This is a genomic window from Parafrankia sp. EUN1f, from assembly GCF_000177675.1.
Classification (GTDB): Bacteria; Actinomycetota; Actinomycetes; order Frankiales; family Frankiaceae; genus Parafrankia.
This window is the reverse complement of the sequence record NZ_ADGX01000179.1, coordinates 1-16953: the sequence shown is the minus strand read 5'-3', so window position 1 is coordinate 16953 and position 16953 is coordinate 1. Positions and strand designations below refer to the sequence as shown.

Annotated in this window: 8 protein-coding genes; 1 reads left to right on the top strand and 7 read right to left on the bottom strand. The window is 73.5% G+C overall.

Translation table 11 applies throughout. The annotated features are described in order from the left end of the window. Positions 1-831: 831 nt before the first annotated feature. Positions 832-2691, bottom strand: a complete 1860-nt coding sequence (locus FREUN1FDRAFT_RS40410; protein WP_006544724.1) for a hemerythrin domain-containing protein — start codon at positions 2689-2691, stop codon at positions 832-834. A gap of 176 nt (positions 2692-2867) precedes the next feature. Here FREUN1FDRAFT_RS40410 and FREUN1FDRAFT_RS33165 point away from each other — a divergent pair, with 176 nt between their 5' ends. Then, complete coding sequence (locus FREUN1FDRAFT_RS33165) at positions 2868-6575, top strand: BTAD domain-containing putative transcriptional regulator (RefSeq protein WP_006544723.1); 3708 nt, start codon at positions 2868-2870, stop codon at positions 6573-6575. Positions 6576-6604: 29 nt separating this feature from the next. Here FREUN1FDRAFT_RS33165 and FREUN1FDRAFT_RS33160 read toward each other — a convergent pair whose 3' ends face one another. From FREUN1FDRAFT_RS33160 to FREUN1FDRAFT_RS33135, 6 genes are all read right to left on the bottom strand, one after another. Further along, positions 6605-7183, bottom strand: coding sequence for a hypothetical protein (locus FREUN1FDRAFT_RS33160; protein WP_006544722.1), 579 nt, complete (start codon positions 7181-7183; stop codon positions 6605-6607). Continuing rightward, positions 7171-8445 carry a serine/threonine-protein kinase gene (locus FREUN1FDRAFT_RS40405; RefSeq protein WP_006544721.1) on the bottom strand — a complete coding sequence of 425 codons (1275 nt, stop codon included), beginning with the start codon at positions 8443-8445 and terminating at the stop codon, positions 7171-7173. Before FREUN1FDRAFT_RS40405 ends, FREUN1FDRAFT_RS33160 begins: the two co-directional genes overlap by 13 nt. Next, the gene (locus tag FREUN1FDRAFT_RS33150; protein ID WP_006544720.1) at positions 8442-11009 is read right to left on the bottom strand and encodes a transglutaminase domain-containing protein; all 2568 of its coding nucleotides are present in this window, start codon (positions 11007-11009) and stop codon (positions 8442-8444) included. The genes FREUN1FDRAFT_RS40405 and FREUN1FDRAFT_RS33150 overlap by 4 nt, the downstream gene beginning before the upstream one ends. Next, a complete protein-coding gene (locus tag FREUN1FDRAFT_RS33145) occupies positions 11006-12031 on the bottom strand; it encodes a DUF58 domain-containing protein (RefSeq protein WP_006544719.1) in 1026 nt (341 codons plus the stop codon). The genes FREUN1FDRAFT_RS33150 and FREUN1FDRAFT_RS33145 overlap by 4 nt, the downstream gene beginning before the upstream one ends. A gap of 483 nt (positions 12032-12514) precedes the next feature. Further along, positions 12515-13492: a MoxR family ATPase gene (locus FREUN1FDRAFT_RS33140; protein ID WP_232295524.1), complete on the bottom strand. Its 978-nt coding sequence runs from the start codon at positions 13490-13492 to the stop codon at positions 12515-12517. 46 nt (positions 13493-13538) lie between these two features. Continuing rightward, the gene (locus FREUN1FDRAFT_RS33135) at positions 13539-15542 is read right to left on the bottom strand and encodes a hypothetical protein (protein ID WP_006544717.1); all 2004 of its coding nucleotides are present in this window, start codon (positions 15540-15542) and stop codon (positions 13539-13541) included. Between the last annotated feature and the right edge of the window lie 1411 nt (positions 15543-16953).

Genomic DNA, 16953 nt, shown 5'->3' with positions numbered 1-16953 from the left:
GACGTCATCGCCGCCCCCGAACCGGGTGAGAACATACCGTACCGTCGCGCTCTCTGATGAATAGCTCTCAAGCTTCCATCCGGTGATCTCAATTTGCTCATAGGTGCGGCGGGTAAGATTGCCGACCGCTCGCCCGGTCGACCCGTGATCCTCTTTACCGTCGGAGCCGTTCACCTGGTTGCCCCGCCGGCGCGGATCGATTCCTGAACCGAACTCGGCCGGTCGAGGTCCAGCCGGCGCCGTAGCTCCCGTTGGCCGCCTGTGCCGGAGTCGCCGCGACGAGAGCCGCTCCAGCTCCTCCGGTGAGGACACCGGCCATGCTGGCGACAACAGCGAAACGCTTCGATCGACCGACCATTCTTGAACCTCCCGCTGAGCTGAGCGCCGATGCGAACATCCGCGTCGTGTGAATCGCCCGCGGACTCGGAACACGGCTATCGGCACAGGTGATCACTGATGCAGGCCCGACCTCATTGACGTGGCAAGGCCAAAGGTTGTGTACCCGCTGTTCCGACCTCTCACCGGCCGGAATATGAATTCGACCGGGTCGATCCCGAGGAATCGAGATCCGCTTGATCGCACCCGATCTGCTCCGGTATGGACCGCTGAAATCGGTTCATACCGGAGATGTGAGGTGTGTGGGAGGTGATGGCCCGGCGGCGGTGCGGGACGGGCCCGTGGCCTGGTCTTCCGCGGGCCTGGCGGACCTGGGCCGGCGCGGGCTCGGCCTGCCCGCGTCCGATCGCGGACCCGAATCGGCCCGCCGTCGCCCGCCAGCCTCCCGGCGGACCGGCGATGCCCCGCGGGCGACACGGGAACCTTGGAACCCGGTCAGGTCGTGGCCAGCGTTCGCATGGTCCGGCGGTGCACCCGGCGGGCGAGGCCCGCGACGAGCGGCCGGGCGACGGCCGGCAGCTCGGAGGTCATCCGCGCCAGTCCCTGCGGCCCGGCACCGTCCTCGATCATCCCGAGCGAGAGCAGCAGCTGGCGCGGGGACAGCTTCAACTCGCCGTCCCGGCCGAGCGCCGCCCATTCCGTTGCGGTGAGCAGGGTGGCCGCCAGCGGGACGATCTCGCGTTCCTCGGCGTCGAGATGGTCCTCCAGGGCCACGCCGAGATCCTCCAGCAGGCCGGCCAGCCGGTCTCGGTCCGCGAGGGCGGCGCCGCGGCGCCAGGCCTGCGCAGCCTGGCGGACCGCGTCGGCCAGTTGGTCGACATCGTCATGCTGGCGCCCGACCAGGACGAGCGTCGCCGCCGCCGTGAGCGTCGGCGCCCGTTCGACCAGCAGGGGCCACAGCACCCTGTCCTCGCCGCTGTGGTGCTCGCGCAGCAGGGCCAGCAGCAGGTCCAGATGGTCCGCGACCGCTGTGGCCTGGCCGATGTCCCCTGGCCGGCTGGCGCGGACGAGATCGGGCAGGAGGCCGAACTGCCGGCGGAACATGGCATGCACGACCAGCATGTCCGAGGTGTCGATGGGCTCGCTGGCCCGTGCCGGGCCGCCGTCCTGCGCCGGGGCTGCCTGCGTCGGCGTGGCCTGCGTCGAGGCGGCCGACGGGGTTGCCGCGACATCCGGGACGTCTGGGATGTCCGTGATCTTCGCGATGTTCGCGACGACAGTGCCGTCGGCCGAGGGGCGCAGTGGCGCGCGCCGCGACCAGCAGACCGCCGCGACGACCGAGGCCACCGCGAGCAGCAGGCCGGTCTCCGTTCCGAACCAGCCGGTGTGGGCCCGGTCAGTCGTGGCCGGCTCGACGACCGTGTAGAGCGTCGCGTTCACCGCGGCATGGGTGACCACCGCCGGCCACAGGCCGTGGCGCAGCCGCTGCCAGGCCAGCGTCGCACCCAGCGCGGTCAGCGCGACGGTGAAACAGACGGCGGCGACCGGCGTCGGCACGCCGTCCGGAGTCCCGCCCAGGGCGACGATGATCGGAAGGTGGAACGCCGACCAGATCAGGCCGCCGAGCAGCACGACCCTGGCCGGCGAGTTCCCTTCCGCCAGGTGTGGGACGAGCACGCCGCGCCAGCCGACCTCCTCCCCGATCGCCAGGAGGACGTAGGGCAGGCAGCCCACGGTCAGACCCAACGTCACGGCCAGCGCCGCGCCGACGGCAGTGGGTAGGCCGCCGAGTGCGAAGGTGTCGGCGAGCCCGGCACCGTCGAAGCCGCCGAGCCCGGTCATCCACAACACGAGTCCGGCCAGCAGCGGGTAGCTCACCCCGTAGAGCCAGGCCAGGCCCAGAACCCGCGCGGACGGCCGCCGCCACCCCCATCCGTCCCGGGTGGCAGCGTCACCGGTACAACCGGGGGCAGCAGCTGCGCGGGTGGCGGCAGCACCGGGACGGCGGGGGCGCCGCACCGCCAGCCGGGCTGCCGCCGCGCCGAGCAGCGGCCAGAGCGCCTGCGCGTACATGGCGGTCTGCCCGAGGCCGGAGGCGTCGCCGATGTGGCGAACGTCGACGGACTGGCCCAGCGCCACCGCCGTGCTGAGAGCCGTCAGCCCGAAGGTCACGGCGAGGAACACCACGAGCTCGCGGCGCGGCCGTCGCCCGTCGGCGGTCCGGCTGGCGGCGCCAGAGCCGAGTGCGGGAACGGAGGAGGAAGCGGAGGAGAGACCGGAGGGCGCGCCGGTGGCCGCGGGTCCAGGTCGGTTCGAGCGAGATCCGCCGTGGGCGGGGATTTCCGTGGAGGTCATGGGACGACCTTCGCCAGGGCGGCTGGTACGGCACTGGTGGACGCCTGGTACGAGCCGCTGGTACGGAGATCCCTGAGGGCACTGGCTGCGAAGGCGCCAGCCGGCCACGCACCGGTCGGGAAGCCGACCACGGCAGGCAGGTGCGCCTGGCCCGACTGCAGCCCTATTGTGGCCCGATGCGTCTCGGGGTGTTGGGCGCGGTGACGGCGTGGGACGTCCAAGGGCGCGAGCTCGACCTCGGCGTGGGGCGGGCCGCCACCCTGCTCGCGCTGCTGGTGGCCCAGTGCCAGGCACCGCTGTCACCGGCCCGGCTGGCCGACCAGCTGTGGTCGGGGCAGCCGCCGGCCACAGCCGCCACCACCCTGCAGGGGTGGATCTCCCGGCTGCGGCGCCGCCTCGAGCCGGACGTTCCGGCGGCGCAGGCACGTCTGCTGGTCACCAGGGCCACCGGTTACCAGCTGATCCTCACCGACCCGGTCCGTCAGCTGGACTCCGCCGCCTTCCGCCAGGACGCGGCGCGGCTCGAGGCGCATCTGGGTGACGGCCACCCGGAGCTGGCCGTCGAGGCCGGGCGGGCCGCCCTGGGCCGCTGGCGCGGCGACGAGCCCTACGGAGGCCTGCTCGACGACGCCCTTCCCGAGCAGCCCAGCCGGCTGCGGGAGGAGCGGCTACTCGCCGTCGAGCGCCACACGCTGGCCCGCCTCGACCTGGGTGACCATCGGGGACTGCTCGGGGAACTCGCGGCCGTCGTCGCCGCCCAGCCGACCCGCGAGAGCCTGGTGGCGATGCGGGCACTTGCCCTCTTCCGCGCCGACCGCCAGGTCGAGGCACTGTCCGAGCTCGCCCGGGCACGTGCCCTGCTGCGCGACGAACAGGGGCTGGACCCCGGCCCGACGCTGCGCGCGGTCGAGGCCGCCGTGCACCAGGAGGACCCGGCCGCGGCACGTCCCGGCTGGTGGCCTGGACGTCGCTCCACGGTGTCCGCGCCCTCGCCCCGGACCGATACCTCGCCCCGGCCGAAGCCGGCACCGCCGGTATTTTCGCCGTCGCCGTCGCCGTCGCCGTCGCCGTCGCCGTTCGTCGGCCGTGCCGCCGAGCTGGAACGGGCGCGGGCCGTCGTCGATCTACCGACAGGCGGCGCACGGGCGCTGGTGGTGTCCGGCCCCGCGGGTGTCGGCAAGACGCGTCTGGTCACGGAGGTCCTGGCGACGCTTCCCGCTGCCGGCGGGACGGTGCTGGGCACAGCGCCCGGCGCAGTGCAGGGCCGGGCGCGCTGCCTTCCAGGCGACGACACCGCCCCGTACGACCTGTGCCGGGCACTGTTTCCGGCGCTGGCACCCCCGGCGGAGGCATCCGTTCGTTCGTGGGCGCTCCTGCTTGCGGCGGCGCTCGGTGCCGAGCCGGGGCCTGTCCCGGCAGCCGGTCCGGTCCCCGGTCAGGGCCCGGCCCCGTCTGCCGGCTCCGGGCTGTCCGAGATCGTGGTCGACGACCTGCAGTGGGCCGACGCGGCGTCACTACGGGTGCTGGCCGTTCTCGTCCGGGGCCTCACCGACGCGGACCGGCCGCTGCTGATCACCGTCACGGTCCGCGACGAGTATCTGGGTGGTGCCTTCGGCGGTGGAGGTGGCACCGGCGGTGGAAGCAGTCGCGATGATTCAGCCGGCTCCGCGGACTCGGTGGGGCCCTCGGATGCGCTGGAGGCGTTCCTGGCCGCTCTCGGCCGGCTGCCGGGCGACCACCTTCGGCTTGCGCCGCTGGGATCCACCGCGGTCGCCGACTACGTCGCCGCGGTCATGCCGAGAGCGGGCGCGATCGCCACCCCAGGGCCCGGGTCACACCTCGCGGCAGGCGACGCCGCAGTCTCGGGTGTCACATCCTCGGACGTCACGTCCTCGGAGGTCGCGGCGACGGACGTCGCCGCGGTGGTGGCCGAGCGCAGCGCCGGCAACGCGTTCTTCATGACCGAGCTGACCCGGCTGGTCGCCGCCGGACGTCCCGCTCACGACCTGCCCGACCGGGTCATCGACGTGATCAGCTCGCGGGTTGCCGCGCTCGGCGAGCCCGCGCGCGGGCTGCTGCGCGTGGCCGCCGTGCTCGGCGACGGTGTCGCCTGGGATGTCATCGCCCAGGTCGCCGACGACGGTGCGGTCGACGGAGCGTCGAGTGGTTCGTCTCGCGGCGGTCGTGCCCCGGGGACGACGTCCGCCGCCCTCGACGAGGCGTTCGACAACGCCGTGCGCGCGGGACTGATCGCCGATGAGCCGGGCGTCGTGCGTTTCGCGCATGCGCTGGTCCGGGAAAGCCTGGTCGCCCGCACGACCCGGCGGCTGCAGGCCGACTGGCATCGACGCTGCGCCGACGTGCTGCTGGCGGGCGGCGCCGGGGTGCAGGCGGTCGCGGACCATCTGCTGCGCGGCGATGATCCGCGAGCTGCGGGCGCCGCTCTCGCCGCGGCCGAGGCGGCCCTCGCCGTCGCGGACTTCGACGGCGCGGTCAGCTGGGCCCGCCGCGGCCTGGACCGGACCCCCACCACGGCAGGTCTACAACCGCTGCGGTTCTCGCGGCCGCAGACGCTGCCACCGACACAGCTGCCACCGACACAGCAGCGGCGGCGGGAGCGGGCGTGGCTGGGCCTGGCGGCCGGTCGGGCCCTGTACCGCGCCGGGCGCCTGTCCGAGTCCGCCGAGCTGCTGGCGACCACCTACGACGAGGCGACGCTCGCCGGCGAGTCCGATCTCGCGGCCCAGGCCGCGCTCGAAGCCGCGGGCGGTCCCGTCACCGGCTACTGGTCGATGGCCGGCGAGACCGCACCGGACGTTCTCGCCCGCCTCCTCGAAGCACGCCGTCTGCCCGGGCTGACCCCGGCCACGGCGGGAGCCGTCGAGGCAGCCTGCGCGGCACGCTTCGCGCTCGCCGGCGACCTCCGGCGCGCCGAGCAACACCTGACCGCGGCGCAGACGGTGTTCGAGACGGGCGAGGACGCCTCGCCCGACCTGGAGCGGATGGTGCTGCTGGCCCGCTTCGTGACCTGGTGGCGCCCCGACCTGGCAGCCCGGCGGCTGGCCGTGCTCGACCGCCTCGGCGCACTGGCCGCCGGTGACGTCGGCGCCCGCCTCACCGTGGCGCATCTGCGCGCCCTGACCCTGCTCGAACTCGGTGAGCTGGCCGAGGCGGACGGGCAGGCACAGCTGCTCGCCGCCACCGCCCGCCGCCTGCGCTACGACGACTTCACCCTCGCCGCCTCCTGGTGGAACGCGATGCGTGACCTGATGTCGGGACGTCTCGACGACGCCCGCCGGCAGGCGGAGTCGGTCTTCTCCCCGCTGCTCACCGCCTCCGCCCAGGCCGCCGCGGTCGCCCGGTCGTCCGTCGAGGCGATCGGTGGCATGGTCGCCTGGGAGCTCGGGGTGCTGGCGGCGGCGCTGCCGGAAGCGGCGGCCCCGGCACCGACCGACCATCCCGGCTGGCTGATCGTGCGGGCCCTGGGCCTGGCGCAGGCCGGTGACGCGGACGCCTCCCTCGACGTCCTGGCGCCGCTGCTGCGCCCGGGGCTGCCCGCGATCGGCTCCGGTCCGCCGGCGACCGCCTCGCTGATCCTGCTGACCGAGTGGTGCTGGCATGCCCGCACCCGAGCCGACGCCCGAGACTGGGCCCGGCCGCTGCTGGAACGGGTGGAACCCTGGGCCGACGCCGTGATCGTGTTCGCCCCGGGCGGCGTCTGCATGGGCTCCGGGCATCTGTACGTCGGCACGCTCGCCGCCGTCCTCGGCGACCACGAGCGGGCCGTCCGCGAACTCGACGCCGCACAGGCGGTCAACGAACGCCTCGGCATGCCGCTCTTCGCCGCCCGCGCCGCCGCCCGCCGCCTGTCGCCCGGCATCTGAGCCGGCTTGTCGATGACTGGCGCACCGGCTCACTTCTGTGGCGGGGGAGGGGTGGCGTCTCGGATGCAGGCGAAGTCCGACCACGCCCCTTCAACGCCGTTCTCCTTGGTCGCTCCGAGAACGGCGCCGACGGTGAAGCAGTACGGCTTCGTGGGATCCACGTCTTTCAGCTCGTACACGGTCGTGCCGGCGGGCAGAACATAGCCTGCGATCGCCCCGGCCGGGTCGAATACTCGTAACACCAGGCCCTCAGCGATGGTTCCGTTCGTCCAGGTCAGCCTGATGACGGTGCCGTTGTCGGCGGCTTGCAGCCCGTAGGGCCGGGCGGAGCTGGGATCCGTTGGGTCCGGGGCCCCGGAGGCGGGCAACGTCGAGGACGCCGACCCGGGTCCTGGGGGATTGTCCCCGTCCGGCACGATCAGCCCGATCACCAGCAGCATCGACACTGCCAGCCCCACGGCCACCGGCACGGTGGTCCGGATCCACCGGCGCCAGGAGGGCGTTGGGCGGTCGTCGTCCGACTCCGGATCCCGCCGCCCGGACACCTCGTCGGCGGGCGGTCCCGGCGGGCGCGCTCCGGCGCGCCCGGCGGCGGTCAGGTCCTCCAACCCCTGGTGACCAGGCTGGTGGGCCGATGCTCCCGCGTCTTCCCCCGGAACGGACGCGGCCGCCGCCGCGTGGGCGGGGCCTGGCGCGGGGCCAGGTGCGGTCGTGTGCTCCGACAGCGGGGCGGACGCCGCGGCGGCGTGGTCGGGCGTGACGGAGCGCTCTGCCGCGGGAGCGTCCTGCGGAGCGCGGGAGGGGTTGGACGCGCCGGACTCGTCTGGGTCGTCGAGGGCGCTCGGCGGCACGGCCTCCCCTGGAACGGGGCTGGGCGTGCGGCCCCGGGTGGCGCGTCGGCGGGAGCGGGTGGTGGGTCGGCTGGAGGGCGCGGGGCGGGACGCCGGGTCAGCCCCTCGAGCGCGTGCAGCCGGCGCAGCTCGTCCGCGGCCGTGGCCGCATCGCGCGGCCGCGCCGACGGATCGCGGGCGAGCAGCGCGCGCAGCAGGCCGTCGACATCGGAGTGGACGTCGCCTCGACGGATCGGGGCGAGCTCCTCGGTGAGCGCCCGCAGCATCATCGTGGCCAGGCTGTCGCCGGGGCGGACCCCGAACGGCGGGGTTCCGGCCAGCATCGCGTACATCGTCGCGCCCAGGCCGTACAGATCGGAGGCGACGCTGGGCTCGTCACCGCGCAGGACCTCCGGCGCCGCGAACGACGGCGTGAACGCGTCCTGGCTGGCCGACATGTCGGTGCCGAACCCGCGGCTGGCGATCCCGAAGTCGCTCAGCACCGGGTCGCCGCGTTCGGACAGCAGGATGTTGCCGGGTTTCACATCGCGGTGAAGAATCTTCGCCTTGTGTGCCGCCTGCAGGGCGTCCGCGATGGCGGCCCCGATGCGCAGGGTGTCGGCGACACCGAGCGGCCCGTTCCGCCGCAGCAGGTCGGCGACGGAACCGCCGGGCAGGTACTGCATCGCGATGAACGGGCGGCGGTCGGCGGTGGAACCGGCCTCGAAGACCGTGATGATGTTCGGGTGCCCGGTGAGCTTGCCGACGACCCGGCACTCGCGGGTGAACCGGCGTGCCGCCGCGGAGTCGCGCAGATCCGAGCTGATGACCTTGACGGCCACGGTGCGGTCGAACCTGTCCTGGTAGGCGGTGTAGACGATGCTGAAACCGCCCTGCCCGATCGGTGTGAAGGACCGGTAGCCGTTGATGAGCGGATCATGTCCGCCGGTGGCTGACAGGCCTCCGTCGATCGCTCCCTGCCCCGGCGGGTCATGCTCCGGGGAGGGGTCGGTCGGGCCCTCCCCGCTGCTTCCAGTCATCGGCCGGTCCCCCTTTCACCCGATTGCGCGGCATTCGACCGGTGGGATGAACCCGGCGGGCGGGACAGCTCTGACCGGCGGTGAGCCAGCCGGCCGGGTGCCAGCGACCGGCGGACGCGTCCGGTCCGCGAGGTCGACGCCCGCAGCTCGGCACGCACCCGGTCGGCGTGGCGCCAGGCGGCGTCGGCGTCGGCCTCACGCACCTCGCCGCCGGCGAACAGCGCCGCCGTGACGAGCACCGCGAGGTCGGCAATCGCCGCGGAACCGGTCTGAGCCTCGGAGCCCATCCCGGCCACGGAGCCCATCGCGGCCACTGAACCGGCCGGGGCGGTCAGGCCGGTCCTGACCGCGGAACCGGTCTCGACGCCGGCCCCGACTCGGACTCCGGCACCGGCCATCGTGACGATCTCGGCCGACGTCGCCGAGGCCGGCACGGGGACTCCCGCGACGTCGAGTGCGTCCAGAGTGTCCTGCCAGGCACCGACAATTCGCTCCCGGGCGCGTGCCGCCCGCGCACGGCGCCGCCGTCGCAGCCTCGGCGCCGCCGCCGCGGCGGCGAGGTAGCCCACCGCGGCGATGACGAGCAGTGCGGCGGCGCCCAGGCCGGCGAGGACGACCACGGACCGGTCCGAGTCCGTCCTGGCCGGGGGCACCTCGTTCGGCACCGTCGGTGGCGCCGGCACCGCGGCGGCCTCCGCGACCCGCTGCGCGCGCTCCGACGGCTCACCCTGGGCCGTGGTGGCGACCTGGCCGCCGTTGTCCGCCGCCGCGGCCGGAGTCGGGTAGAACGGCACCCAGCCGAGCCCTTCGAACCTGATCTCCGGCCAGACCAGGACATCACCCGCCCTGACATCGCCGGTGGCGGCGTCGCCGCCGGCCCGATCCGGCTTCGGGCTGAACCCGACGACCACCCGGCTGGGCAGCCCGACGACCCGGGCGAACACCGCGTAGGCGGCGGCGAACTGCTCGGAGGTTCCGGCGCGGCTGGTGCCGAGGAAGTACGCGAGGTGTCCGTAGGTGTGCCCGGCCGGAGCGGACGGATCGTAGACGAGGGTCCGCAGATACTGCTCGAGCTGGCGGGCCTGCTGGAACGGGGTGAGAGCGCCGCCGGCGGCGGCCCGGGCCGCGTCGCGCACGACCTTCGGCAGACCCGGTGGGAGGGCCAGCGTCTCGTTGACAGCCGCGCCGGTCGGAACCTGCGCGGACGCCAGCTCCGCCGGGGTCGGTTCGCGGGGGGCGACGGACACGACGGTGTAACGGCGGTCATCCGGGTCCGTGTCGCCCTCCGTGCCGCCTCCCGTGTGGCCTTCCGTCGCGGTCAGCGTCCCGTCCCGGACGTCAACGGCCAGGCCGGATCCGGAGAGCGCGGCCGGCCGGTCGAGATGCGGCAGGAACGGCCCGTCCAGGGCGACGATCTGCAGCTGCGACGTCACCGAAGGCGCGTCGCCTGAGGGCATTCGCGCACCGTCCGCAGCGGTTTCCGGGGGTACCCGGCCACCCGCCGGCAGGTAGCGCGCCGACGACGTCCACCGCTGGCCGTCGAAGCGATCCAGCACCGCCAGGCGGATGTTGCCCGCGACCGGCGGGCTGACCCGGAACAGCACGTCGTCGGGATGCCCGAGCCAGGCCGAGACGTGGTCGAGGGGGCTCTGCGCCGTCTGCTGATCGAGCGTCACCTGCCGCAGATCCCGGACGTCGTACCGCTCGCCGTCACCCGGTCCGGCGGCGGCGAGCAGCGGGCCGGCCAGGGGCGCGATTCCCGCGGTCACCACCAGCACGGCGACAGCCGGCACCACCGCCGTCACCCGCATCCGGCCCCTTCGCCGGCCTCGACCGGCACCGAACCCGCCAGCATCGGAGCCGGTGCCAGCACCGGTGCTGGCACCGGTGGCCACGGTTCCGGTGATCTCCGCGGTGCCGGTGAGCTCCGCGCGGCGGCACATCACCAGTACCAGCACGGCGGCCACCAGACCGGCCGCGACGCCGAGATTCGACCCGGCACCCGGCACGGTGAGCAGCACGCCTGCGACGAACACCGCGATCGCCGGCAGCGCCGGGACGAGCGGCGCCCGGGTCCTGGCCACCAGCTCCGCGCCGGCGAGGGCGGCGAGCCAGGTGAGGGCCTGCGGGACGACCAGCAGGTCGGGCGATCCCAGGACGGGCAGCGTCGTCTCGAGCAGGCGGGCGCCCCCGTTGACCACCCCGTCCCACACCGCCGGCAGCGCGCCCTCCGCCTGCGGAGAACCATTCCGGAACAGGGTGAACCGGACGACGGCGAGCCAGACAAGCGCCGACACCCCCACCGACACCGACACCGGGCGCGGCCTCGGTGGCCCCGCCGAGGAGCCGGCCCCGCGGCGGAGCGCGCGCAGAGGGGGGAGAAAGACGACCAACGCGGTGACGACGACCGGCACGACGGCCGCCACGACGAGCGGGGGAAACAGATCCGATGCCGGGAAGCCACGGTGGAACGCGGCACCGGCGAGGCCCGCCGCGAGCGCCACCGCGACGAGGCTGGCGAGGGGTACCCCGCGGCCCGGGCCGCCTGCGTGCTGGTAGGTCACGAGGACCGCCTCGTCCCGGCGGTCTGCGCCCCCGCCACGCTCGGCCACACCAAGGTCAGCTGCGCCGTGTCGGTGATGTCCAGGACGCGAAGCCGGCCGTCGGCGACCGACTCGAACCGCTGGGAGGCGCCGGGTGACGTCTGGTCCGGCCCGGGTCCGGCCGGGGCGCCCGACACGCTCACACCGCCGTCCACGCTCACGCCGCCGACTCGCAGCATCACAACCTGCTCGAACTGGCCGGCCAGAGCGCCGGCCACGGCCAGCTGGCCGATCTCGCGGCGGCCGGTGACGATCACCAGCGAGCCCACACCCCGGCGGCCCCGGCTCCGCACGGCCTCGGCCAGGGGGTCGCCCGGTACGTCGGCGTCCGTCCAGGCGGCTCCGGCCAGTGCGTCGAGCGCCGCTGTGCCGTCGGCACGGCGGTCCCGGCAGTCCAGCCGCAGGCCGCCGGTGGTGTGCAACCGCACCGGGAACCTGCTCCGGGTCGACGCGAGGACGACGGAGGCCGCGGCGTCGACCGCGGTGTCGAACGCCCGCGCGCCCTGCCCTTGGCCGTGCCCGTGCGCGGTGCCGTCGCCGCCTGCACCGGGATCCGCGGCGGCGTCCGTGTAGGCGCGCCGCCGGATGTCGAGCACGACGGTCGTGACGGGTTCGCTCGGGTCGACGTGCCGGCGGACGAGCAGCGTTCCGGCCCGGGCGCTGCTGCGCCAGTGGACATGCCGCAGGTCGTCACCGGGCGTGTACTCGCGCAGCGCGTGGAACGTCACCCCGCCCTCGACGCGGCTGTCCACCGGCAGACCGTCCGGGCTGCTGGAACGGGCGGAGGGCAGCGGCGCCAGCGGTACCGCCGCCGGATGGACGGGGAGCTGCGCCTGCCCACCGAGCGACTCGTACCGGGAGAACAGCCCGAGTGGGTCGGTGATGACCAGGCCCACCGGCCCGATCCGCAGCACGCCGCGGCGGTCCGTCGGCAGCGGGACGGCGACGGTTCGGCGGCTGCCCGCCGGCAGCGGACGCAGCACGACCCGCGAACCCTGACCGCTGTGGCCCCGACCGCCGTGGGCCGCGCGGCCGGGGGAGGGCCGCCGTCAGTCCGGTCGCCGTCAGTCCGGTCGCCGTAGGGGACCACCAGCCGGGCTGACGAGCTGGCCCGCCGCCCCGCGTTGCCGACCGTCACGCTGGCGACCGCCGGCTCGCCGCGGGCGACCCGGGAGGGGGCGACCTCGATACCGACCTCGATGCGCGCCGGGCGTGCCATGAACGCCGCGCCGACGCCGAACGCGGTCAGGCAGCCGACCGCCAGCACCCCGATCTCCGGGGCCCGCAGCGCGACCGCGGCCACGCCGAACCCGAGCGCGCCGGTGAGAGCACCCCACCCCGTCCGGGTGATCTGGCCGAGCGCCCGCGGTAACGGCCCGCCGCCGGCCCGCGGCCCCGGCCTCGCTCCCGACCCCGATCCTGCTGCGGTGCCGGCCCTCGCAATGGTGCCCGGCCCCGGCACCGCGTCAGACCCCGGCAAGGGTTCGGGGCACCGGGACGCTTTCCAGGACCTCGGCGACGGCGCGCTCCGCCGTGTAGCCACGGAGCTCGGCGTCCGGTGCCAGCAGCAGACGGTGCGCGAGGGTCGGCTCGGCGAGCGCCTTGACGTCCTCCGGGGTGACGAATCGCCGGCCGGTGGCCGCCGCCCGCACCTGGGCCGCCCGCAGCAAGGCGATGCTGCCCCGCGGGCTCGCCCCGAGCCGCAGCCCCGGCAGCTCCCGGGTCGCCGCGACCAGATCGACGACATATTCGTGGATGGTGTCCGCGACGTGGACGCTGGCCGTCTGGGCGGTCATCGCGAGGACGTCGTCGGTGCCGAGCACCGGCTGGAGGTCCTCGACGCGCAGGCCACCGCGGCGGTCACGCAGAATCGCCACCTCGGCGGCGCGGCTCGGGTAACCGACCCGCAGCCGCATCAGGAACCGGTCGAGCTGCGCCTCCGGCAGCGGGTAGGTGCCGTCCATGTCGACCGGGTTCTGCGTCGCGACGACGAGAAACGGCCGCGGCACCGGATGTGTCACGCCGTCGACGGTGACCCGTCCCTCCTCCATCACCTCCAGCAGTGCCGACTGCGTTTTCGGCGACGCCCGGTTGACCTCGTCGGCGACCACGACATGGGCGAACACCGGCCCCTGGTGGAAGCGGAACTCTCCGCTGCCCTGGTGGTAGACGGTCACACCGGTGACGTCCGAGGGCAGCAGGTCCGGGGTGAACTGGATGCGGTGGCACGTCGCCTCCACCGAGGCCGCCAGACACCGCGCCAGGGATGTCTTGCCGAGGCCGGGGACGTCCTCGACCAGCAGGTGGCCGCCGGCAAGCAGGCAGGTCAGCGCCTGCCGCACCACCTCGGTCTTGCCCCGGACCACCAGCTCGACATTGTCGACCACACGCTGGAAGGCCGCGGCGAACTCCCGCCCCGCACCTTCATCCCGGCTGTCCGACACGTTCCTCCCATTCACTTCGCCTGCCTGATCCCCATGGACGGGCCAATCACGGCGGCACATACGAATCGTAGTATCGATACGAGGTGTAGTTTTCCGAATTGATCGTCGTGCTCGGTCCCGAGCCAGCCTCATTCCTGGGCGTGATCACAACGCTTTTGTAGCCTGGATTCCCCAGGAAGTTGCTCACGGTCCGAGTGGTTGTCGTATACGTACGAGGCGGCATGTCGCCTGAACTGTATTCCGACTCCGTTACCACATATTCGACCGTGCCGCCTCCCGCGTCCGCGGGTGGCTCCCAGGTGATGTCCGTGTACCAGCCGCCGCCACCCGGTCCGTAACCGGTGATCAGGACGTCCTGGATCCGGCCCGGTGGAACGCAGCTGAGCGCCTGCGCGGGCGCGGAGGCCACGGACGTACCACCTGGGCCGGTCGCGGTGGCGGTGGCCAGCACCTGCTGGCAGCCGGCCGCCTCGACCGTCGCGCTGACCGGGCCCGGACCGGGTAGAACGGTGGCGCCACCGGCGTCCGTCGTCAGCGCGAACTGGGTGGCGGGGCCACCGGCTCCCGCCGTCACGGTGACGACCACCACGCCGGAACCGGAGACGAGACTCACCGACGGCGCGCCCGGCGGTGCCGGAGGCGGTGTCGTGGTGCTGGGTGGCGGGGCCACGGGCGATCGGGTCACCGTCTGCTGCGGCCGCCGCGACTGCGTGGCCGTTGGGTTCGGCGCCGGTATGGGAGCGGTCCGCTGGTCCGGAACAGTCGGCGCATCCGGGCCGGGCGGCTGGCTCCGCCGCGCGGACGGGGGAGGCTGACGCTGCTCCGCGGACGGCACGGTGACCGGCGGAGGCGGGGCCTTGGCGCTGGTGTCGACCACCGGCACCACCGCGTCCGGCGCGTACTTGTCGACGCGGCGGCGCTGGCCGTCGGGATCCACCGCGACGGCGTTCGTTCCGTCCGCGTCGTTCACCCACACCGTGCCGTTGCGAACGGACAGCGTCAGCATCCCGGGGCCGCCGGAAAGGTGGATCGGCTCGTCGAACCGCCCGGCCACCTGGTCATAGACGAACACCTGGCCAGACCCGTTGTCAGGCACATACACCCGTCCCGCCGCGATCAGTGGCGCGCCCAGCTCGGTGGACGGCCGCTGACCGGCCAGCTCGATCTGCCGCACCGAGCCACGGCCGTCGTCGGCCGCCAGGTCGATGAGCAGCACCGTCGAGGTCCCGGCGACCAGTACCGGCACGACCCGGCCGTCGACCACCGGTGCGACGACCAGCAGGCGACCCGGTCCGGCTGGCGGCGGGAGAGCCACGGGTCGCTCCGCCGCCTGGTCGTCGCCTGCCTGGCCCGAGGTCTTGCCCAGGCCCTGCGACGCGACCGGTACCAGCGCGGGCTTGTCGGCATCCACTGCGACCGGGCGCCCGGCAGCCATCGTCATCGTCAGCCCGGCGCCCGGTGCGGCCACCGAAACGGTTGTCGCCACGCGCCCGTCCCGGATCGCGACCAGGTCCCCGCGGCCGGCGAGGGCAACCCACAGAACTCGGTCGGCGTCGAGACCGGCCCCGGTGACCGGCGCGCCGAGCAGGACCTGCGCGCCGACGATGTCGAGCGTCCGCGGATCGATCCGGGTCACTGTGCCGGTAGCGGTCTCGATGACATAGGCGAGCTCGCCCAGCGCCACCACCCGCACCGGCCCGGACTGCCCGAACGACCTCGACACCAGCTCCATCGTCGCCGGGTCGATGCGGCTCACCACACCCGTCTCCAGGTCGGTGACCAGCACGGAGACGCCGTCCTGCGTGAGCTCGACCCGATGGCCCCGGGAAGCCGCCAGCTCCACATTGAAATCAGGTTTGCCGGAGGGACCGTTGACGTGGGTCACCCAGCCCTTCGCCGTGCTCCACAGCCAGGAGCCACCGTCGGTGAGCTGGACGACCGCTGTGCCCGGACTCGCTCCAAGAAAGCCGAGCAACGTCACTGCCGCGACCGACGCGGCCACCGCGGCTGACAGGGCACGAAGCGAGCGCCCCCGCCGAAGACTGCGCATTCCCCCACACCCCCGTGCCGGGCCCGGGCCTCATCCGTACACGGCACCTGTGGAGAAGAGGCTAGCGACAGCGCATCTGACCCGAACGGCACCCTATCGGGCCGGCGATGTCGCCTTACCGACAGAGATCGTGGATGGGGAGACCCCGTGTGATCGCGTGTCGGCCTCGCTTCGCGCGATGGTCCCGGTCGGAGGCCTCGCAGATCCCTGGTCGTGGTGGCGTCCCTCGCGGCTGAACGGCGGAGTCCGCGGCCGACGCCGGATGCCGGCACTCACATGCATCGGCATTTCGCTCTCTACTTCGGTACTTCGGTGCGGGCGGCCACACGCTGGACGCACTGCGCTGAGCGAGTCGGCTGCGTGGTTGCGGGCACGGTTGTCGGGGGTGAGCAACGAGATCGAAAGGTCGAGTACGGAGAAGCTCGGCATCCCACCGGGGGCGGCCTGCTACCGGTGGCGGCCTGCGTAGACCCGGACGGTCCATAACGCTGGTTCTCCGCGCGAGCCCCCGATGAAGGTGACGCCTGAGTCGGAGTACGCGGGCGCCCCCTCCGATCGTCCGCAGTGCCTGCGGCCCCGGCCCGACCCGGGCAGCCCGACTGCCGCCCTCGGCTCTCCTCGGTCCTCTGTCAGCGGCGCGTGGCCCGAGATCGGAGACAGGTCGCGGATCCTGACTGCCGCTCCCGATCCAGGGCGCGGGCAGCGTCGATGTGGCCTGGTCGATGGGACCGGCCGTGCCAGCGGCCTTCCATACCAGCGGCCTTCCATGCAACGTGGCGTCGACAGCGCGCGCCAGGACGAGGACAGTGTCGGATGGGTCCTGGTTGTGGGCCCTTCGGCGCACCTGTGGGCAAGGCGACGACGCGCCCACCGAGCGCGAGCGGACGGGGCTCCGACCACCCCCGGCATCCTCGTGTATAGTCCTGTCTCACCGCGTGATCGGGACCAATCGGGCCTGAGAGTAGACGGGCCCAGGATCCTCCGAGGGGGCGCAGACCCCCCGAGGACAGAGCCCGAAAACAGTGCGGTAAGGTTGGAAAGAGTGGCAGTCGCCGGCGAGTCCGGAGCGATTTGACACAAACCCGAAAGCATCGGTAACTTCACCGAGTCGCCGCAGCCGGGGCCGATAGGCCGAACCGGATGAGGCAAAGGCAAAGTGGCGGAATCGCAAAACACGGCGATTTGACACAAGCCCGAAACGCCCGGTACTTTAGCCGAGTCGCCGCAGCCGGGGCCGAAAGGCCGAACCGGATGAGGCAAAGGCAGAGTGGAAAGTCGCGAAACACGGCGATTTGACACCGGCCGGAAATACCGAGTAAGTTGAAGAAGCACCGGAAACGCCGAAAGGCACCGTTCGGTTGCATCTGCTCCTTGAGAACTCAACAGCGTACCGAATAGTCAGTGCCATTTA